The organism is Jannaschia helgolandensis (assembly GCF_900109285.1).
GTDB classification, from domain to species: Bacteria; Pseudomonadota; Alphaproteobacteria; order Rhodobacterales; family Rhodobacteraceae; genus Jannaschia; species Jannaschia helgolandensis.
Map to the genome: position 1 here is coordinate 102,101 of NZ_FNZQ01000002.1, position 19,602 is coordinate 121,702.

Annotated in this window: 20 protein-coding genes; 14 read left to right on the forward strand and 6 right to left on the reverse strand. The window is 64.1% G+C overall.

All coding sequences use genetic code 11. From position 1 onward, the window contains the following. Positions 1-43 precede the first annotated feature (43 nt). The 3 genes from BMY38_RS07515 (at position 44) to gluQRS (ending at position 3,345) form a co-directional block, all read left to right on the forward strand. Complete coding sequence (locus BMY38_RS07515) at positions 44-904, forward strand: LysR family transcriptional regulator (protein WP_092761477.1); 861 nt, start codon at positions 44-46, stop codon at positions 902-904. A 276-nt stretch (positions 905-1,180) separates the two neighbouring features. Further along, positions 1,181-2,530, forward strand: a complete 1,350-nt coding sequence (gene trmFO, locus BMY38_RS07520; RefSeq protein ID WP_092761479.1) for a methylenetetrahydrofolate--tRNA-(uracil(54)-C(5))-methyltransferase (FADH(2)-oxidizing) TrmFO — start codon at positions 1,181-1,183, stop codon at positions 2,528-2,530. Continuing rightward, complete coding sequence (gene gluQRS / locus BMY38_RS07525) at positions 2,527-3,345, forward strand: tRNA glutamyl-Q(34) synthetase GluQRS (protein WP_092761481.1); 819 nt, start codon at positions 2,527-2,529, stop codon at positions 3,343-3,345. The genes trmFO and gluQRS overlap by 4 nt, the downstream gene beginning before the upstream one ends. Here the strand turns inward: gluQRS and BMY38_RS07530 are convergent. Beyond that, the gene (locus BMY38_RS07530) at positions 3,342-4,502 is read right to left on the reverse strand and encodes a M20 aminoacylase family protein (protein WP_092761483.1); all 1,161 of its coding nucleotides are present in this window, start codon (positions 4,500-4,502) and stop codon (positions 3,342-3,344) included. The two genes, gluQRS and BMY38_RS07530, sit on opposite strands and share 4 nt — an antisense overlap. Before the next feature lie 56 nt (positions 4,503-4,558). Between BMY38_RS07530 and mazG the strand changes: the two genes are divergently transcribed. The 9 genes from mazG to BMY38_RS07575 all read left to right on the forward strand — a co-directional run bounded on the left by mazG (position 4,559) and on the right by BMY38_RS07575 (position 13,504). Continuing rightward, positions 4,559-5,377, forward strand: coding sequence for a nucleoside triphosphate pyrophosphohydrolase (gene mazG / locus BMY38_RS07535; RefSeq protein ID WP_092761485.1), 819 nt, complete (start codon positions 4,559-4,561; stop codon positions 5,375-5,377). Positions 5,378-5,446: 69 nt separating this feature from the next. Further along, positions 5,447-6,451, forward strand: a complete 1,005-nt coding sequence (locus BMY38_RS07540) for a Fe(3+) ABC transporter substrate-binding protein (protein WP_092761486.1) — start codon at positions 5,447-5,449, stop codon at positions 6,449-6,451. Between the two features lie 66 nt (positions 6,452-6,517). After that, positions 6,518-7,456, forward strand: a complete 939-nt coding sequence (locus tag BMY38_RS07545; RefSeq protein WP_092761488.1) for a nucleoside hydrolase — start codon at positions 6,518-6,520, stop codon at positions 7,454-7,456. Positions 7,457-7,503: 47 nt separating this feature from the next. Continuing rightward, a complete protein-coding gene (locus BMY38_RS07550) occupies positions 7,504-8,892 on the forward strand; it encodes a protein adenylyltransferase SelO (RefSeq protein WP_092761490.1) in 1,389 nt (462 codons plus the stop codon). Between the two features lie 50 nt (positions 8,893-8,942). Beyond that, positions 8,943-9,368 carry a Fur family transcriptional regulator gene (locus tag BMY38_RS07555; protein WP_092761492.1) on the forward strand — a complete coding sequence of 142 codons (426 nt, stop codon included), beginning with the start codon at positions 8,943-8,945 and terminating at the stop codon, positions 9,366-9,368. Between the two features lie 54 nt (positions 9,369-9,422). After that, positions 9,423-10,301, forward strand: coding sequence for a DMT family transporter (locus tag BMY38_RS07560; RefSeq protein ID WP_175495802.1), 879 nt, complete (start codon positions 9,423-9,425; stop codon positions 10,299-10,301). Positions 10,302-10,349: 48 nt separating this feature from the next. Continuing rightward, a complete protein-coding gene (gene eno, locus BMY38_RS07565; RefSeq protein WP_092761496.1) occupies positions 10,350-11,627 on the forward strand; it encodes a phosphopyruvate hydratase in 1,278 nt (425 codons plus the stop codon). Positions 11,628-11,811: 184 nt separating this feature from the next. Then, positions 11,812-12,249, forward strand: a complete 438-nt coding sequence (locus BMY38_RS07570; protein WP_092761498.1) for a cupin domain-containing protein — start codon at positions 11,812-11,814, stop codon at positions 12,247-12,249. 4 nt (positions 12,250-12,253) lie between these two features. After that, the gene (locus BMY38_RS07575; RefSeq protein ID WP_092761499.1) at positions 12,254-13,504 is read left to right on the forward strand and encodes a cation:proton antiporter; all 1,251 of its coding nucleotides are present in this window, start codon (positions 12,254-12,256) and stop codon (positions 13,502-13,504) included. A 117-nt stretch (positions 13,505-13,621) separates the two neighbouring features. Here the strand turns inward: BMY38_RS07575 and BMY38_RS07580 are convergent, their stop codons facing one another. The 5 genes from BMY38_RS07580 to BMY38_RS07600 all read right to left on the reverse strand — a co-directional run bounded on the left by BMY38_RS07580 (position 13,622) and on the right by BMY38_RS07600 (position 17,360). Next, positions 13,622-14,239, reverse strand: a complete 618-nt coding sequence (locus BMY38_RS07580; RefSeq protein ID WP_092761501.1) for an HNH endonuclease — start codon at positions 14,237-14,239, stop codon at positions 13,622-13,624. Between the two features lie 147 nt (positions 14,240-14,386). Next, complete coding sequence (locus BMY38_RS07585) at positions 14,387-15,043, reverse strand: alpha/beta hydrolase (RefSeq protein ID WP_092761502.1); 657 nt, start codon at positions 15,041-15,043, stop codon at positions 14,387-14,389. Continuing rightward, positions 15,040-15,699: a DNA-3-methyladenine glycosylase family protein gene (locus BMY38_RS07590; protein ID WP_092761504.1), complete on the reverse strand. Its 660-nt coding sequence runs from the start codon at positions 15,697-15,699 to the stop codon at positions 15,040-15,042. Before BMY38_RS07590 ends, BMY38_RS07585 begins: the two co-directional genes overlap by 4 nt. Further along, complete coding sequence (locus BMY38_RS07595; RefSeq protein ID WP_245737543.1) at positions 15,638-16,378, reverse strand: precorrin-6A/cobalt-precorrin-6A reductase; 741 nt, start codon at positions 16,376-16,378, stop codon at positions 15,638-15,640. The genes BMY38_RS07590 and BMY38_RS07595 overlap by 62 nt, the downstream gene beginning before the upstream one ends. Beyond that, a complete protein-coding gene (locus tag BMY38_RS07600; RefSeq protein WP_092761508.1) occupies positions 16,347-17,360 on the reverse strand; it encodes a cobalt-precorrin-5B (C(1))-methyltransferase in 1,014 nt (337 codons plus the stop codon). The genes BMY38_RS07595 and BMY38_RS07600 overlap by 32 nt, the downstream gene beginning before the upstream one ends. Before the next feature lie 84 nt (positions 17,361-17,444). Here BMY38_RS07600 and cobA point away from each other — a divergent pair, with 84 nt between their 5' ends. Next, positions 17,445-18,293 carry a uroporphyrinogen-III C-methyltransferase gene (gene cobA, locus BMY38_RS07605; protein ID WP_092761510.1) on the forward strand — a complete coding sequence of 283 codons (849 nt, stop codon included), beginning with the start codon at positions 17,445-17,447 and terminating at the stop codon, positions 18,291-18,293. Between the two features lie 43 nt (positions 18,294-18,336). Further along, positions 18,337-19,584: a cobyrinic acid a,c-diamide synthase CobB gene (locus tag BMY38_RS07610; protein WP_092761512.1), complete on the forward strand. Its 1,248-nt coding sequence runs from the start codon at positions 18,337-18,339 to the stop codon at positions 19,582-19,584. The last annotated feature ends 18 nt before the right edge of the window (positions 19,585-19,602 follow it).

The window sequence follows — 19,602 nt, forward strand, 5'->3', positions numbered from 1 at the left end:
CCTATGAGTGAGGGGACCCGCAGAAAGCAGGGATGTCTCGAAAATGCCTAAAACATTGGACAACTGGGACGATCTGAAGTTCGTCCTTGCGATGACGCGGCACGGAACGATGTCAGCCGCCGCGCGGTATCTCAACACAAATGTCGCGACCGTGTCTCGCCGTCTTGACCGGCTGAGCCACGATCTCTCGATTTCGCTGTTCGAAAAACGCGGGACCGGATTTGTGGCGACACTTGCGGCTGAACGTCTGGCCTTGATCGCCGAAGACCTGGACCACAGACTGCGGTCTGAAATCGTCGGCATGGCCGAAGGCAATGACGACGTGATGATTTCGATTGAAATCGCTGCGCCGCCCGCCGTTCATCGCCAGTTCGTGTTGCCCCGCACCAGCGAATTGAGTGAATATCTTCCGCAGGTGATCCTGACGCTGACCGACAAGACCTTTTCGCAAGGCCTGGGTGAAGCGGATATTCAGGTTCGCATCGGACGCCCTGAAGGTGGTCGCCTGAAGGCGCGGAAGTTCTGCGACTACTCGCTCCGCGTCTATCACGCACGTGACGCCGTACTGAACGGCGAATGGATCGGGCTGACCCAGCGCTTCCCTGATGCCGATTACCTGATGAGTGTATATCCAGACGCCAAGCCCAGTCCACGCTACCGCGTTGAATCAATGCCGATGGCGCTGGATATGATTGTCCAAACCGGGCTGCCGGGGCTTCTGCCCGATTTCATGGTTCAGCCGCATCACAATCTGGTTCTGGCCGATCTGCCGAACAACGATCTGAAGGGTGAATTGTGGATCACGTATCACGAAACCCGCCACAGTGACACGACACTGCGCGCCGTCGTGGATTGGTTTTGCAGCTCCAGCTCGAAAAGCGGTCTGAAGTTGGCCAGCCAGTGAAGGTTCTCGATCCCGGACATAAATAGCATGCACGCGGCGACGCTCCACCAACATTTCGTCGCATGGAGGTGGGACGAAGTGCCGTAGCCTGCGCCATGGCGGATCAGCGGGCGCGCATGGATTTTCGTTCAATATTCACCAGTAACTTGTGTCCAAGTTCGCCAATCTTGATACCCAAGACGGCTAATGCGGCTCGGGCCGACAAACCGCCCCTGACAGGAGGCGGTTTTTTCATATGGGCTTTCGCACGATCCGGCGGGGCCGTATGAGGGGCGCATGGCAGACAGACTTCATATCATCGGCGGCGGCATGGCCGGGTCCGAGGCCGCGTGGCAAGCTGCGCAGGCAGGCGTTCCCGTCACCCTCCACGAAATGCGGCCCAAGGTCGCCACCTTCGCGCATCGCACAGGATCACTGGCCGAAATGGTCTGTTCGAATTCGTTTCGGTCGGACGACAGCGAACAGAACGCAGTCGGCCTGCTGCATTGGGAAATGCGCGCAGCGGGCGGCATCATCATGGAAACGGCGGATGCACATCGCCTTCCCGCCGGGGGTGCTCTGGCCGTGGATCGTGATCCCTTCGCTGAGGCGGTGACTGCCAGATTACTGGCGCACCCCCTGATTTCCATCGAATACGAAGAGATCACTGCCCTGCCCGACAGCGGAAACTGGATCATTGCCACTGGCCCCTTGACCGGGTCGGGGCTGGCGCAGGCCATCGCCGCCGAAGCGGGTCAGGACAGCCTCGCCTTCTTCGACGCCATCGCCCCCATCGTTCATTTCGACACCATCGACATGGACACGGCCTGGATGCAGTCGCGCTATGACAAGGGCGAGACCGAGGAAGAACGCACCGCCTATATCAACTGTCCGATGAACCGCGAACAGTACGAGGCATTCATCGACGCGCTGCTGGCCGCCGAGAAGACCGGGTTCAAACCGGGCGAGACCGCCGGATATTTCGACGGCTGCCTGCCCATCGAAGTCATGGCAGAACGTGGGCGTGAGACGCTGCGCTTCGGCCCGATGAAACCTGTCGGCCTGACCAATCCGCACAACCCGACCGAAAAGGCCTATGCCGTTGTGCAGCTGCGGCGCGATAATGCGCTGGGCACACTCTATAATATTGTCGGCTTCCAGACCAAGATGAAGTATGGCGCGCAGAAGTCTGTTTTCGCTATGATTCCCGGCCTGCAAGATGCGTCCTTCGCGCGTCTGGGCGGCATTCACCGGAACACTTTCATCAACTCGCCCACCCTGCTGGACGATCAGATGCGCCTGAAATCCAAGCCCCACATTCGCTTTGCCGGGCAAATCACCGGGGTCGAAGGCTATGTCGAAAGCGCCGCGATGGGCCTGCTGGCCGGGCGGATGGCCGTCGCCGAAATGACCGGCACGACCCTGCCCCCGGTGCCGCAGACGACCGCCATGGGCGCGCTGATCCACCACATTACCGGCGGGGCCGAGGCCAAGACCTTCCAGCCGATGAACGTCAACTTCGGTCTGTTTCCCCCCGTGATCGCGAAGGGCGGTCGCAAGGGGCGGCAGGTCCGTTACAAGATGTACACCGACCGCGCCAAGGCCGATTGGCAGGACTGGCTGGGGCTGCGCGAAGCGGCGGAATGATCACCCGCTTCGCCCCGTCCCCCACCGGGCCGTTGCATCTGGGCCATGCCTGGGCCGCGATGGTGGCGGACGATCTGGGCAAGATGCTGTTGCGGATCGAAGACATCGACCAATCCCGCGCCCGCCCGGAGTGGGAGGCCGCGATTTACGACGACCTGCACTGGATGGGTCTGGACTGGCCCACACCTGTGATGCGTCAGTCCGACCGCCTGACATCTTACACTGCCGCACTGGACCGCCTGTGGGACGCGGGCGCCCTTTATCGCTGCACCTGCAACCGCCGCGATATCCAAACCGCCGCCTCCGCCCCGCAGGAGAACGCGCCGTTGCTGGGGCCGGACGGCATCGTCTATCCCGGCACCTGCAGGGGGGCATCCCGCACCGGACCCCGGCCCGACGGTATGGCTCTGCGGCTGGATGCGGACGCGGTGCCGAACCTGTCTTGGACCGAACGGGGCAACCCGCGGTCAATGTCCGCTGACACTTTCGTACGCAGCATCGGCGATATCGTCATCGCCCGTCGCGAGATGGGCACAAGTTATCATCTGGCCGTCACCATCGACGACGCGGCGCAAGGGATCGATCTTGTCACGCGGGGCGAGGATCTGGCCGAAGCCACCCCGATCCATGTTGCCCTGCAACGTCTGCTGGACCTTCCGACGCCCACCTATCACCACCACGATCTGGTCCGGGATGCCGACGGCAGGCGGCTGGCCAAACGCGACGATGCGCGCAGTATTGCCAGTTACCGCAGTTCGGGATGGTTGGCAGGCGACCTGATCGCCCACCTCCGCCGGAGTCGCATCGCGCCCTAAAGCGGCTGCGCCGTCTCGACCATCCGGGCGAAAAAACTGGCCCCGATGGGCGCGATGGCGTCGTTGAAGTCGTATTCCGGGTGGTGCAGCACCGGCCCGTCCCCCGCGCCCAGAAACAGATAGGCACCTGGGCGCACGTTCAGCATGTAGCTGAAATCCTCAGCCCCCATTTCCTTGCGCGCATCGGGTGTGACCTTGTCCTCGCCCACGACATCCGCCGCAACCGACGCGGCGAATGCGGCCTTCTCGGCATCGTTTATCGTCGCCGGATAACCCCGTTCATACCGGCATGTCGCGTCGACGTCATAGGCCGCTGCCTGCCCGGTCACGATCTGGCCCAGCCGCCGCTCCACCATGTCCTGCACCGCCGGGTCGAATGTCCGCACTGTGCCCTCGATATAGGCCGTGCCCGGAATAATGTTGTCCGCCGTGCCGGTATGGATCTGCGTGATTGATACGACCAGTTCGTCCAGCGCGTAGTGATTGCGGCTGACGATGGTCTGGATCGCCTGCCCGATGCCAAGCGCTGCGACGATCGGGTCCTTGGTGTCGTGCGGCATCGCGCCGTGCCCGCCCTTGCCGGTTATGTCGATGTGGAACGTGTCGACGGCGGCCATGATCGGGCCGGGCGTGGTGAAGAATTCGCCTTCTGCAAAGTTCGGCGCGTTGTGGATGCCATAGATCTGCGAGATGTCGAAGCGGTCCATTATACCCTCCTGCACCATGACGTTGCCGCCGCCGCCGCCCTCCTCCGCGGGTTGAAAAATCAGCGCCACGCGACCCTTGAAGTTGCGAGTATCGGCCAGATATTTCGCCGCGCCCAGCAACATCGCCGTGTGCCCGTCATGGCCGCAGGCGTGCATCCTGCCGCTGGTTTCGCTGCTGTATTCGGCCCCTGACGCTTCCTTGATGGGCAGCGCGTCCATGTCGGCGCGCAGACCGATGGTCGGGCCGTCGCCCTGTCCCTCTATGATGGCGACGATGCCCGAAGTGGCGATACCCTCGTGAATTTCGCCGATGCCGAACTCGCGCAGTTTCCCCGCCACGAAGCCCGAGGTTCTGGGCAGGTCGAACTGAAGTTCCGGATTGCGGTGCAGCCAGCGACGCCACTCCTGCATTTCGGGTTGCAGCGCGGCGATGGAATTGAGGACTGGCATGACTTGTCTCCTGTTCGCTTTGAGGGGCAGACAACACAGAGAACGGAGGAATACCAATGCCGGAAAATCCGCAAAACGACCTTTGCACTGCTCCCGGCGGGGGATTGCCCCGTCTGCTGGCGATCATGGACCGACTGCGCGATCCTGTCACGGGCTGTCCATGGGACATCGAACAGGACTTCGCATCAATCGCACCCTACACCATCGAGGAAGCCTACGAAGTCGCGGATGCGATCCAGCGGGATGCCTGGGACGAACTTGAGGGGGAATTGGGCGATCTGCTGTTGCAGGTCGTCTATCATGCCCGGATGGGGGCCGAGGACGGGCGCTTCGACTTTCATTCGATTGCCGAGCGGGTTGCGCAGAAGATGGTCGACCGCCATCCGCACATCTGGGGCGACGACAGCCGCGATAAATCCGCCCAGCAGCAGGTGCAGGATTGGGAGGCAGCAAAGGCCAGGGAACGGCAGGGCCGGACACTGGATGGCGTAGCGTTGGGCCTGCCCGCGCTGATGCGGGCCGTAAAGTTACAAAACAGGGCGGCGCGCGTCGGCTTCGACTGGCCCGAAACCGTCGCCGTTCTGGACAAGCTGCGCGAGGAAGCCGTCGAACTTGTCGATGCCAGGGATACCCTGACCGCCGACGAAGTGACCGAGGAGATGGGCGATCTTCTGTTCGTGATGGCCAATCTCGCCCGCCATCTGGATGTCGACCCCGAAGCCGCACTGCGCGCCGCTAACGCAAAGTTTACCCGCCGCTTCGAGGCCATTGAGGACGCGCTGGCCACTGAGGGCCGTACACCGAAAGATTCCGATCTCGCGGAGATGGACCGGCTATGGGACGCGGTAAAATCGGCTGAAAAAATACCAAAGTGATTTTGTCGGGATTGACCTGAGTGTTTGAGTCGGGAATACCTCCTTCATCCAACCACAGAGGATTCTCCGATGTTCAGAACTTTCATCCTTGCCACTACGGCACTCGCTGCCCTGCCTGCGTTCGCAGGTGAGGTGAACGTATATTCCTATCGTCAGCCCGAGCTGATTGAGCCGCTGATCGCGGGCTTCCAGCAGGCGACGGGCAATACTGCAAACGTCGTCTATATCGACAACGGCATCACGGAACGCCTGGTCGCGGAAGGTCCGCGGTCGCCTGCCGATCTGATCTTCACCGTAGATGTCGCCCGCCTGGAAGAGGCGCGTGAAGCCGGCGTCACCCAGCCTGTGCAAAGCGAGATCCTGAACGCGAATATCCCTGCAGAGATGCGCGACCCCGACGGCAACTGGTTCGGCCTGACCACCCGCGCGCGCATCGTCTATGCCAGCAAGGAACGTGTCGGCGAAGGCGAAGTGACAACCTACGAGGACCTGGCCGATCCGAAATGGGCGGGCCGGATCTGCACCCGGTCTGGCACCCACGCCTATAACATAGCGCTGCTGTCGGCGATCATCGAACATGACGGCATCGAGGCCGCGACCGATTGGGCCGAGGGCGTGAAGGCCAACCTCGCCCGCCCGCCCGAGGGCGGCGACCGTGATCAGGTCAAGGCGATCTGGGCCGGGGAATGCGACATCGCCCTGGGCAATACCTATTACATGGGTGCGATGCTGGCCGACCCCGAACAGCAGGACTGGGCCAATGCCGTCCGCCTCGACTTCCCGACCTTCGCCGACGGCAGCGGGACGCATGTGAACATCTCGGGCGTGGCGATGGTCAAGGGCGCGTCGAACGAGGCGGAGGCGCTGGCCTTCATGGAATACCTGTCGTCACCCGAAGCGCAGCAAATCTATGCCGAAGTGGTGAACGAATATCCCGTGACACCGGGCACCCCACCGTCGGACCTGGTTGCAAGCTGGGGTGAGCTAACGCCCGACACCACCTCTCTGACAGCCGTCGCAAGCAATCGCGCCGAAGCTCTGAAGATCATGCAGTCAATCGACTTCGACAATTGACCGCCTGCGGTCCCTGACGTTGCGCCGCGCTCTGGACAATCCGGGGCGCGGCGTTTTGATGACCGCATGACACGTAAAATCATCATCGATACCGACCCCGGACAGGACGACGCCGTCGCGATCCTGCTGGCGCTGGCCTCGCCCGAATTGCAGGTGCTGGGTCTGACCGCCGTAGCGGGCAACGTGCCACTGGACCTGACGGCCAGAAACGCCCGCATCGTTTGCGAATTGGCACGGCGGCCCGATGTGCCGGTCTTCGCCGGATGCGATCGTCCGCTGGCGCGTGACCTGGTGACCGCCGAACACGTGCATGGCAAGACCGGCCTCGACGGGCCGCAGATGGCCGAACCGACGATGCCGTTGCAGGACATCCATGCGGTCGATTTCATTATCGAGACCTTACGGGCCGAGGCGCCCGGCACCGTCACGCTCTGCCCGCTTGGGCCGCTGACCAACATCGCCACCGCATTCCGGCGCGCGCCCGACATCGTCGCGCGGGTGCAGCGCATCGTATTGATGGGCGGTGCGTATTTCGAGGTGGGGAACATCACCCCCGCCGCCGAGTTCAATATATATGTCGACCCCGAAGCCGCCAAGATCGTCTTTGCCGCCGGTGCACCGATCACCGTCCTGCCGCTGGATGCCACGCACAAGGCCTTGACCACCGCCGACCGTGTGCAGGCGTTCCGCGATCTGGGCACCGAAGTCGGGCGCATGGTCGCCGCATGGGCCGATTTCTTCGAACGGTTCGACAAGGAAAAATACGGCTCCGCAGGCGCGCCGCTGCACGACCCCTGCGTGATTGCCTGGCTGTTGAAGCCCGACCTGTTCACCGGGCGCGAGATCAACGTGGAAATCGAGGTCGACAGCCCGCTGACCCGCGGTATGACCGTCGCGGACTGGTGGCGTGTAACGGACCGCCCGGCCAATGCGCTGTTCATCGGCGACGTCGATGCGGACGGGTTCTTTTCGTTGTTGACCGAGCGTCTGGCCCGGCTGGGGTAGCGCGGCTCTGCCTCGTGCGCCGGGATATTTAAGGAAAGAGGAAGCGCATGTTCGCCTTCGACAACAGCTACGCCCGCCTGCCCGGGCGCTTCTATACCAAGATGGCACCCACCGCCGTCAGTACACCCGGCTGGATCGCATTGAACGAGGGGCTGGCGCGCGATCTGGGGCTGGACCCCGACCTGTTGCACGATCAGTTGGACGTGTTTGCCGGGAACGCCTTACCGGACGGGGCCGACCCCTTGGCGCAGCTTTATGCGGGGCATCAGTTCGGCGGCTGGTCCCCGCAACTGGGCGATGGGCGCGCGATCTTGCTGGGCGAACATATGGACGGCAACCGCCGGGTGGACGTGCAACTCAAAGGTTCCGGCCCGACCCCCTACAGCAGGATGGGCGACGGACGCGCGGCGCTTGGGCCAGTAATCCGCGAATACATCCTATCCGAGGCGATGCATGCCCTGGGTGTCCCGACGACCCGTGCCCTGGCAGCCGTGACCACGGGCGAGACGGTTCTGCGACAGGAAGGGCCTCTGCCCGGCGGCGTCCTGACACGGGTGGCCGCCAGTCACATCCGCGTCGGCACGTTTCAGGTCTTTGCCGCGCGGGACGATGTGGACGGCTTGCAGGCTCTGCTGGACTACACGCTCGCCCGTCATGCGCCGGACGCCAAAGGCCCGATGGGCCTGCTGCGACATGTGATGGGTGTTCAGGCCAAACTGATTGCGCAATGGATGGGTCTCGGTTTCGTCCACGGTGTCATGAACACCGACAACATGACCATCTCCGGCGAAACCATCGACTATGGCCCCTGCGCGTTCATGGAGTCCTATCACCCCGATACAGTGTTCAGCAGCATCGACCAGTTCGGACGCTATGCCTGGAAGAACCAGCCGGACATCGCGCTGTGGAACCTGGCGCAACTGGCGACCGCCCTCTTGCCCCTGATGGGTGAGCGGGAGGCGGCGGTGGCCGAAGCAACCGGCGCTCTGGACGGATTCCGCGACCTCTATGCCGCCGAGTGGACCGCCGTGATGAACGCGAAGATCGGCGTGGACGACATGAGCCTTGCCATGGAACTGCTTGATATCATGTCCGAAGGTCAGGGCGATTTCACGAATGTCTTCCGCGCGCTGACCACCGCGCCCGGACGCGCTCGGGACGAAGTCCTGACCCGCGACCGGTTCGACGACTGGCAGGCGCGATGGCTGGCCCGCAACCCCGATACGGCTGCGATGGGCCGCGCCAATCCCGCGATCATCCCCCGCAACCACCGCGTCGAGGAGGCGATTGCCGCCGCGTATACGGGCGACTTCGCACCCTTCCATGCGCTCAATGCCGTATTGACCGATCCGTGGCAGGAGACCGAGGCCAACGCCCCCTATCGTATCCCCGCCGCCGCGCACGAGCGGGTGACGCAGACGTTCTGCGGCACATGACCGACTGCGCCACAATTGCCGCGCGCGTCGTGGCCCGCTAGGAGGCGGATATGACAAGCTCGGCGCCCTCCATCCTCGACCGCTGTGAAGCCCATGGATTGCGTATGACGGGCCAGCGCCGGACCATCGCGCAGGTGCTGGAAGATGCGTTCGATCATCCCGATGTCGAAACGATCCACGCGCGGGCCAGTGCCATCGACCCGAATATCTCGGTCGCCACCGTGTACCGGACAGTGAAACTGTTCGAGGAATCGGGGCTGCTGGAGCGTCGCGAATTCGGAGATGGCCGCGCGCGGTATGAGGACGCCGAACGCGAACACCATGACCATCTGATCGACATGCAGACCGGCAAAGTGATCGAATTCGTCGACCCCGAGATCGAGGCCCTGCAGGAAAAGATCGCGGAACGGCTGGGCTATGACCTCAAGGGACACCGGTTGGAGCTGTTCGGCGTGAAGCGAAAGCCAAATGTCTGACATTTGGCGAAGCCGCCGCGTTTCGTCTCGAATGTCTGACAATTGGACCGCCCGATGACCGACACGCTGCGCGGTGCTGCGCTGATGGTCGGGTCTATGGCCTGTTTCGCGCTGGAAGATGGGCTGATCAAGGCGCTGTCGGGCACTTTCCCGGCGGCTCAGATCATCTGGATGCTGGGACTCGGCGGATCGCTGGCCTTCGTCGGATGGCTGATCGCCACAGGTCAGACGGTCTGGTCGCCCCATTACCTGCGCCCGCAGGTTCTGTTGCGCTCGGGGTTCGAGGTGACGGGCACGCTCTGTTTCGTATCGGCGCTGGCGCTGATCCCGCTGGCCACTGCCTCGGCTGTCATTCAGGCCACGCCTCTGGTCGTCGCGATGGGCGCTGCGGTGTTTCTGGGCGCGTGCGTCGGCTGGCGGCGCTGGCTGGCCATCGGTGTCGGATTTGCAGGCGTGCTGATCATCCTGCGCCCCGGCTCCTCCGCTTTCGACCCCGCAACCCTGTTGGCGGTGGGCGGCATGCTTGGCCTGGCGGCGCGCGATCTGGTAACACGGACAATGCCCGGCATCGTCTCTGGCGCGCGTCTGTCTCTGCACGCCTTCGCATCGCTGGTGCCCGCAGGCTTGCTGCTGCAGTTTTTGACCGGCGCGTCCTGGGTGATCCCGGATGCGGCGCAGATCGGCATCCTCGCCATTGCCGTCGCCGTCGGCATGGTCGGCTATCTGGCGATCGTGGGGGCCACGCGATTGGGCGATATTTCAGTCGTCTCGTCGTTCCGCTACAGCCGGATGCTGTTCGCCCTGATTGTTGGCATGGTCGCCTTCGGCGAACGGCCCGATGCCCTGATGATTGTCGGCGTCGTGATCGTAATCGGGTCGGGTGTTTTCACCCTGCTGCGCGAAGCGAGGCTGCGGGCGGCTTCCCAAGCGTAACAGGGCGCGCTAGACCCTCGGCCAAGCACAATTCGCCCCGGAGGCCCCATGTTCACGATTACCGATATTCATGCCCGCGAAATCCTCGACAGCCGGGGCAATCCCACGGTCGAAGTCGATGTGTTCCTCGAAGACGGCACGATGGGCCGCGCGGCTGTGCCATCAGGCGCATCGACCGGGGCCTATGAAGCGGTGGAAAAGCGCGACGGCGACAAAAGCCGCTATGGTGGCAAGGGTGTGTTGGGCGCCGTGGATGCCGTAAACGGAGAAATCGCGGAGGTGATTGCCGGGTTCGATGCGACCGAACAGGAGGCCATCGACGGCGCGATGATCGAACTGGACGGCACCGACAACAAGGGCCGTCTGGGTGCGAACGCCATTCTGGGCGTGTCGATGGCCGTCGCCAAGGCGGCTGCGGATGCCAGCGCCCTGCCCCTGTTCCGATATGTCGGCGGCACCTCGGCGCGGGTTCTGCCGGTGCCGATGATGAACATCATCAACGGCGGCGAACATGCCGACAACCCGATCGACATTCAGGAATTCATGATCATGCCGGTCGCTGCGGCCAGCATCGCCGAGGCTGTCCGCATGGGGTCCGAAATCTTCCATACTCTCAAGGGGGAGCTGTCGGCGGCGGGCCTGTCGACCGGCATCGGCGACGAAGGCGGTTTTGCTCCCAATCTGTCGTCGACCCGCGATGCGCTGGATTTCATTCTCAAGTCCATTGAAAAGGCCGGTTACGCACCCGGTGAAGACATCATGCTGGCGCTGGATTGCGCGGCGACGGAATACTTCAAGGACGGTTCGTATCACCTTGCCGGGGAAGGAAAAACGCTCTCATCGGATGAGAACGTGTCGTATCTGGCGGAACTGGTCCGGGACTATCCGATCCTGTCGATCGAAGATGGCATGTCCGAGGACGACTGGGACGGCTGGATCGCCCTGACCGAGGAGTTGGGCGACAAGGTGCAACTGGTGGGCGACGACCTGTTCGTGACCAATCCTGCTCGACTGGCCGACGGCATCGAAAGGAAGGCTGCGAACTCGCTCTTGGTGAAGGTCAACCAGATCGGCACCCTGTCGGAGACGCTGGAGGCCGTGTCGCTGGCCCATCGCAACCGCATGACCTGCGTCATGTCGCACCGTTCCGGCGAAACCGAGGACGCGACCATCGCCGATCTGGCGGTCGCCACAAACTGCGGTCAGATCAAGACCGGGTCGCTTGCGCGCTCGGACCGGCTGGCCAAATACAATCAGTTGATCCGGATCGAGGAAATGTTGGGCGAGACGGCCGTGTTCGCCGGTCGTTCGATCCTGCGCGGCTGACCGGGCGTATCGCGCCCAAGGCCGATCCGGTCCCCTTTGGCAGGCGTCATCACTATGGTCGGACTGCCGATGATCTTGATCGGGTTGATGCCGTCGGCGATGTCCCGTCCGTCTTGCGAAGGGCAGGCATCGCCACAACAATCTGCACCGGGCCTTGCACCCAGTGACAAGAACGGTGGAGAGCATGACGGCGGACGAGATCATCACCCGGCTGAACCTGTCGCCACACCCCGAAGGCGGATTTTACCGCCAAACCTTCGTCAGCGACGCACCCGCTGGCACCCGTCCCGCCGGAACCGCCATTCTGTTCCTACTGCGTGATGGTGGCGGCAGCCACTGGCATCGTGTCGATGCGGACGAGCTGTGGTTCTGGCACGCCGGGGCGCCGCTGATCCTGTCGACGTCAGCCAGCGATGCGGGACCAGCCACCGACCTGACCCTTGGTCCCGACATGGATGGCATGGCGTTTCAGGGCATGGTCCCAAAGCACCACTGGCAAGCCGCCCGCACCACGGGCGACTGGACACTGGTCACTTGCACCGTAAGTCCCGGTTTTCAATTCGAAGGCTTCACGCTGGCGCCATCCGATTTCGACATTCCCCACATGAAGAATGGGACCTAACGCCATGGATTTGCTTCAGATTGCGTCTCTTCTGCTGGTTCTGGCCGCAGCGTTCGGGGCGGTGAACTATCTGTTCCTGAAACTGCCCTCCGCCATCGGCATCCTGATCGTTGCCCTGGCGGCCAGTTTCGGAATCATGGTTCTCGACTGGTTCGCGCCGGGTCTGGGCATGGCCGATAACGTGCGCTCGGTCGTTCTGAACATCGAGTTCTCGGATGCCCTGCTGGAAGGCATGCTGGGCCTGCTGCTGTTCGCGGGCGCGCTGCATGTCAAGGTGTCCGACCTGAAACGCGAATGGTTGCTGGTGTTGCTTATGGCGACGGTTGGCGTCGGCCTGTCCACTGCAATCGCTGGCGTCGGTTTCAGCTGGATCACGGGCGCGCCCCTGCTGATCGCGCTGGTCTTCGGCGCGCTGATTTCGCCCACCGATCCGGTTGCGGTGCTGGGCGTGTTACGCGCGGCCAGCCTGCCCAGAACACTGGAAACCAAGATCGCGGGCGAGTCGCTGTTCAACGACGGCGTCGGCTATGTCGTGTTTCTCGTTCTGGTGGGCATCGCCTTCCCGTCGGGCGAGGTCCATGGCGCCGGCCTGTCGGCAGCCGCCGGTCTTTTCGTTCAGGAGGCCTTTGGCGGTGCCGCACTTGGCGGCCTGCTGGGCTGGATCGCGTTCCGCATCATGCGCCGCATCGACGACCCTCCGCTGGAGGTTCTGATCACCCTTGCCCTGGCTTTTGGCGGCTATCAACTGGCGGTCTGGCTTGAAATCTCGGCCCCGATCATGGCCGTGGTCGCGGGCCTGCTGATCGGGGATGTCGGCAGCAAATACGGCATGTCCGACGACACCCGCGCCCATGTCGATACGTTCTGGACGCTGGTGGACGAGATCCTGAACGCCGTTTTGTTCCTGTTGATCGGGGTCGAGGTCTTCGCCGTCGCCTTTGACGCCAGCTTTCTGATTGCCGGCATCGCCTCCATCGGCCTGCATCTGGTCGCCCGTTTTGCCGCCGTCGCCGTGCCGATTGCCCTGCTCAAACCCTTTGGTCCGAACTTCGAGGACGGCATCACCCGCGTCATGACCTGGGGTGGCCTCAAAGGCGGCATATCGGTCGCGCTGGTGCTGGCCCTGCCGGAGAACGAATGGAAGCCGCTGATGCTGACCTGCACCTATATCGTGGTCCTGTTCTCGATCATCGTGCAGGGATTGACGGTGGCGCGGCTGGCGAAAAGACTCGGGGGCGAGCCGGAGTTGATGTAATGCCTCCCGCGACGACGCCGCCACTGGCCGATGGTTTTCGCGCCCCAGCACAGGATGTGCTGATCGAACGATTGCTCCAATGCTCGCCGGGCTTTCGTCTTGCGCATGGAACGGCGCTCAGGCCTCCAGCTCGGCGTCCCAATACAGATAATCCATCCATGACGCATGCAGGTGGTTCGGCGGGAACTTCCGCCCCAGATTCATCAACTGTCCGGCCTCGGGCCGGCGTGGCGGTTTGCGAAGATGGAACCCGACCTGTTTCAGTGATTTCGAACCCTTGCGCAGGTTGCATCGTCCGCAGGCCGCGACGACGTTTTCCCACGATGTGATCCCGCCCCGCGCGCGCGGCACGACATGGTCAAACGTCAGATCGCCCTTCGATCCGCAGTATTGGCAGGCGAATTCATCGCGCAGAAACAGGTTGAATCGGGTGAAGGCAACGCGGCGCTGCGGTGCGACGTAATCCTTCAGGACCACCACCGACGGAATACGGATCGTGGTAGAGGGCGACCGCACCACCTCCTCGTATTCACTGACGATGGTGACACGGTCCAGAAACGCCGCTTTCACCGCATCCTGCCAGGGCCAGAGCGACAGCGGGTAATAGGACAGCGGGCGATAATCCGCATTCAGAACCAGCGCCGGAAAATGCTTCAGGCCCGCCGGATCGCGAGAGAATTCAGTTCTGAAATCAGGCCCCGTCGCGGTCGAGGCGGCTTGCAACAAGGCGGACATCTCTCGCCCTCCACATCTGGGGGCGGCGCGTCCGTTGATCCGGGCGCGCGGCCCCTGTTGATTGCGACTATATCTGGGGACGATCCCCTGACAAGCCTCAAGATGCGGTCTGGCTAGACGGGCAATATGAATGTTTTCAGACGGTGGTCACTCAATCCCGAAGACATCGCGCAAAAAGGCCAGTGCGACCTGCAATCCGTCCGGCGCGATCCCGTGGCCGGTGCCCTTCATGACATGCGCATAGACCCGCTCGAATCCGGCGGCTTCCATCGCCTCTGCGGCTTCGGGAAGGGACTGGATCGGAACAACTTCATCCGAGTCACCATGCACCAGAAGGACGGGCGGGCGGCTGACGACCTCCTCCGACAGATCCTCGGGCTTGAGCATCCGGCCCGAGAAGCCGACGATCCCCGCAAAGGCATCGGCCCGGCGTGGCCCGACATGCAACGCCATCATCGTGCCCTGACTGAACCCGAACAGGACTGTCTGCGCCGCCGTCACGCCCTCGGCCTCCATGGTCGTGGCCAGCCAGTCGTTGAGGTCGTCGACGGCGCGGTCCATGCCCGCCATCGCCTCCTCCTCCGACGATCCGTCGATCCACGGGATCGGAAACCACTGATACCCCATCGGCGCACCGGCGCAGGCCTCCGGCGCGTCGGGGGCAATGAAGGCGGTGTCGGGCATATGCGGTGTCAGCGGATCGGCCAGACCCATCAGGTCCGCGGCATTCGCACCATACCCGTGCAGAAAGATCACAAGCCGCTTCGGCGCATCCGGCCCCCGGCGTTCGTGGCGCAGCGTCATCGGATGCCCTCCCGTTTCTTGGCCTCGGCGTAGTATGCCCAGAGCAGGCGGGCCGCAACCGCCCGCCACGGCGACCATTGTTCCGCGATGACACGCATTTCGCGTTCCTTGGGCCGTTCGGGCAGGTCCAACAGCATCCGCGCGGCTTCCTGAAGGGCCAGATCGTTCGGCGCAAAGACATCGGCATGACCAAGCGAGAACATCGCATAGATCTCGGCCGTCCAGCGTCCGATGCCGGGCACTTCGGTCAGCGTGGCGACGACCTGATCGGTTGGCGCGGTGCGGAGGGCGTCGAAGTCGATCCGCGCCTCGGCCAGTGCGCCGATATAGCGTATCTTCTGGCGCGAGAGACCGCAGGCGCGCATTTCCTCCTCCGTTGCCCGACGCGCGATCTCCGGGTCATGCAAGTCCGCCGCCTCGCAGCGCGCGACGATGGCATTGGCGGACGCGACGCTGACCTGCTGGCTGACGATCGCGCCCAGAAGCGCGCGGAAACCGTCGGCCCGGCGGCGCAGCGGCAGCGGTCCGGTCAAATCGAGAGCTGCGGCAAGGCGCGGGTCGTGGGTCGCCAGCCATGCCGCGCCTTCCGCAATGTCAGCGTCGGTCTCGATCCGCCGAATGGTGTCGGACGAAGGCGATGGCGCGGTCGATGTCATGACTTTCCTCTCCGCCGGGGTCTTTCGGCCGGGCGATCATGTGGACGGCTAGCCCAAGATCGCGCGCCGCGTCCAGCTTGGCCCGCGCGCCGCCGGCATTCTTGCTGACCAGATGCGTGACACCCAGCAGGGCGAAAAGGGCGCGTTCACCATCCTCGGTGAAGGGGGGACGAGCAACGATCCACGTCACGCCGTCGCGCGTCGGGGCATGGTCGATACGGCGGCACCAGAGATGCAACCCACGCTGCAAAAACGGCACGAGCGATCCCGGACCCGTCGACAGGAACACGCGCGCGCCGGTCGGAATGGCATCGGCGGCGGCGGCGGTGGTGGCATGGACATGCCATGTCGGATCGTTCGGCCATGGCGGTTGTTGCAACCGCAGATAAGGCACGCCCATCTCGCGGCAGATGCGCACCGTCCGTTCGGTGACCCGCGCCGCAAACGGATGCGTCACGTCCAGAACCGCCGACACGCCTTCAAGAGCGGCCCGAAACCCGGCCTCGCCGCCGAACCCGCCGATCCGTGTCGGCACCTCCAGATCGCACGGCACCTCCGTCACGCCCGCCAGGGACGCAAGCACGTCGCAATCCGCGACAGCGGCGCAGACCCGCCGCGCCAGCCCCGTGCCGGCAAGGATCATCACCTCACCCATCGTGTGCCAGAATACGGCCTGCACGGTCGATCACCACGATATCGACCTGTGCACCGATCATCGACATGACCTGTGCGCGCGCTCTGCCCGCCACGACCCCGGCCAGCGACGGCACCCGCTCCACCGCCTCCAGCGCGGTGTTGCAATCGGACAAATTCACCCCGGCCCAGTCCGACAAAAGCCCGAAATCCACCTGCGACCGACCGGAATGCAGGTCCATCGCACCCTGCGCCAGCTTGGACAGTTTGCCGATTCCGCCGCCCACGGTGACCCGCGCGACGGGATGGCGGCGCAGATATTTCAGCATGCCTCCCGCGAAATCGCCCATATCCAGCATCGCATGATCCGGCAGGCCATGCAGCGCCTGCACGACGCGTTCGCTGGTCGCCCCGGTACAACCCGCCACATGGTCCTGTCCCGAAGCGATGGCCACGTCGATGCCCCGGTGAATCGAAGCGATCCAGGCCGCGCAACTGAACGGCCGCACGATGCCCGTCGTGCCCAGGATCGACAGACCGCCTTCGATGCCCAACCGGGGGTTCCAAGTCTTGCCCGCCAGTTCTACGCCACCGACGACGGACACCGTGATCTCCACATCCGGCGCACGGGCGTATTCCGCGGCCAGTTCGGCCACTACCTCGACCATCATGGCGCGCGGCACCGGGTTGATCGCAGGCTCACCAACCGCAATCGGCAAGCCCGGTTTCGTGACCGTTCCCACGCCTTCGCCCGCTCGGAACACGATACCGCCCTTCGAGGCCGCGACCCGGACCCGGATTTCCGCGCCATGCGTCACGTCGGGGTCGTCGCCCGCGTCCTTGATGACGCCTGCCTCATGACCGGCGACGTTCACGATCTCGAACGTCGGCGTCTCGCCCCTGGGCAGCGTGATCGTCACCCGGTCGGGCACCGTCCCGCCCCACATCCCCGTCAGCGCCGCCTTGCAGGCCGCCGTCGCACAGGCACCCGTGGTCCAGCCACGGCGAAGTTTGGGCGTCTCGTTCATTCCACCTCCATGCCATGCCGCCCCCGAAGCGCCAATGGTCGCGCGCCACCTTTCGCATGGGCTGGGGCGGGCATATAGAACGTCATGGACATGCAACTCCCCTCTCACGACTGGCCTGAACTGGCCCCCGGCTGGGTCTGGCTGTGCGGGGCCGGGCCCGGCGATCCGGGGTTGCTGACGCTGCATGCGGCGAATGCGCTGCGACAGGCGGACGTGATCGTCTATGATGCGCTGGTCCACGAAGGTATCCTCGACTGGGCCGCCGCCGGGGCCGAGAAGGTCTATGCCGGAAAACGTGGCGGCAAACCGTCCGCCAATCAGCGCGACATTTCCCTGCACCTGGTAGAGCTGGCCCGCGCGGGCAAACGTGTCCTGCGGCTCAAGGGGGGTGACCCTTTCGTCTTCGGGCGGGGCGGCGAGGAAGCGCAGACGCTGGTGCAGCACGGCATCCCGATCCGCATCGTGCCGGGCATCACGGCGGGCATCGCCGGGCTGGCCTATGCGGGCATTCCGGTCACCCACCGCGACGTGAACCAGTCGGTCACCTTCGTCACCGGCCACGATCGGGCGGGTGCGGCCCCCACGGCGCTGGACTGGGCCGGATTGGCGCGGGGCAGCCAGGTCATCGTCATCTACATGGGCATCAAGCATATCGGTGAAATTGCCGCCAGACTGATCGCCGCGGGCCGCTCCCAGTCCGAGCCGGTCGCCGTCACCACGACGGCTACACTGGCCGCTCAGCGGACCATCGAAACCACGCTTGCGGACGTCGAAGCCGATATTGCCGCCGCCGGACTGGAGCCGCCCGCCATCATCTGCATCGGCATGGCGGTCGCGCTGCGACAGGCTCTCGACTGGCAGGCTCAGGCACGGGGCGAGGCGCCGCGTAACCTCGACCCCCTCGACCTCAGACGACCTGTCGAGACCGGATGATGCTTTTATCTTTGCTCTATAAATATTCATATCCCGCAGGACGATGCCGGGCCTGATCCTTGCCGCCCCCGCATCGGGCAGCGGCAAGACCACCGTCACGCTGGGCCTGCTGCGCGCGTTACGCGACCGCGGCATTGCGGTCCGGGGTGCGAAATCCGGCCCCGATTACATCGACCCGCGATTTCACGAGGCCGCCTCCGGTGCGTCCTGCCCCAACCTGGACGCCTGGGCAATGGACCCGGCAATGATCGCGGGGCTGGCCGCAACGCCCGACCTTCTGCTGATCGAAGGCGCGATGGGCCTGTTCGACGGCGCCCCTCCCGACGGGCGCGGTGCGGTCGCCGATCTGGCGCGACAGTTGCACCTGCCGGTGGTGCTGATCGTCGATGCGGCCCGCATGGCGCAATCGATCGCGCCACTGGTCGCCGGGTTCGCGGATCACGACCCGGAAGTGAACGTCGCGGCCGTCATCCTCAACCGCATCGGCAGCCCGCGTCATGAAGCCATGCTGCGCGCCGCCTGTCCCCTGCCGGTTCTGGGGGCAGTTCCCCGCGATGCCGCGCTGGCGACACCCTCCCGGCATCTGGGGCTGGTGCAGGCCGGTGAGCATCCTGCATTGGAGACATTTCTGACGCAGGCCGCCCGCATCATGGCGGACCGCATCGATCTCGACGCGCTGATCGGTCTTGCCGCACCTCTGAAGGGTGCGGACTGCAGCCCGCTGCCGCCCCCCGCGCAGCGTATCGCCGTCGCCCGCGACGCGGCTTTCGCCTTCGTCTATCCGCACCTGCTGAGCGGCTGGCAGGCCGCCGGGGCGGAGATAGCGACGTTTTCACCCCTCGCTGACGACCCTGCACCGGACGCCGATCTGGTCTATCTGCCCGGTGGGTATCCTGAACTTCATGCCGGACGGCTGGCCGCGAATACGACGTTCCTTGCTTCGCTACGGGACCGGGAGGTCTATGGTGAATGCGGCGGCTATATGGTGATGGGAGAGACGCTGACCGACGCCGCGGGCCAGCACCACGCCATGGCGGGCCTTCTGCGGTTGCAGACCAGCTTTGCCGATCGCCGCCTTCATCTGGGGTATCGCCGATTGCAGGCGAACCATGGCCCCTTTGCCGGAAACTGGCGTGGTCACGAATTCCATTATGCCACGACCCTGCGCGCCGAAGGCGACGCGCTGTTCACGGCACAAGACGCCGAAGGCACAGCCCTGCCAGCTGCGGGTCTGCGCGCCGGTCGGGCCAGCGGCTCTTTCGCTCATCTCATCGCGCCCGCACAGGTCTGACCCCCCCTGACGCACCGT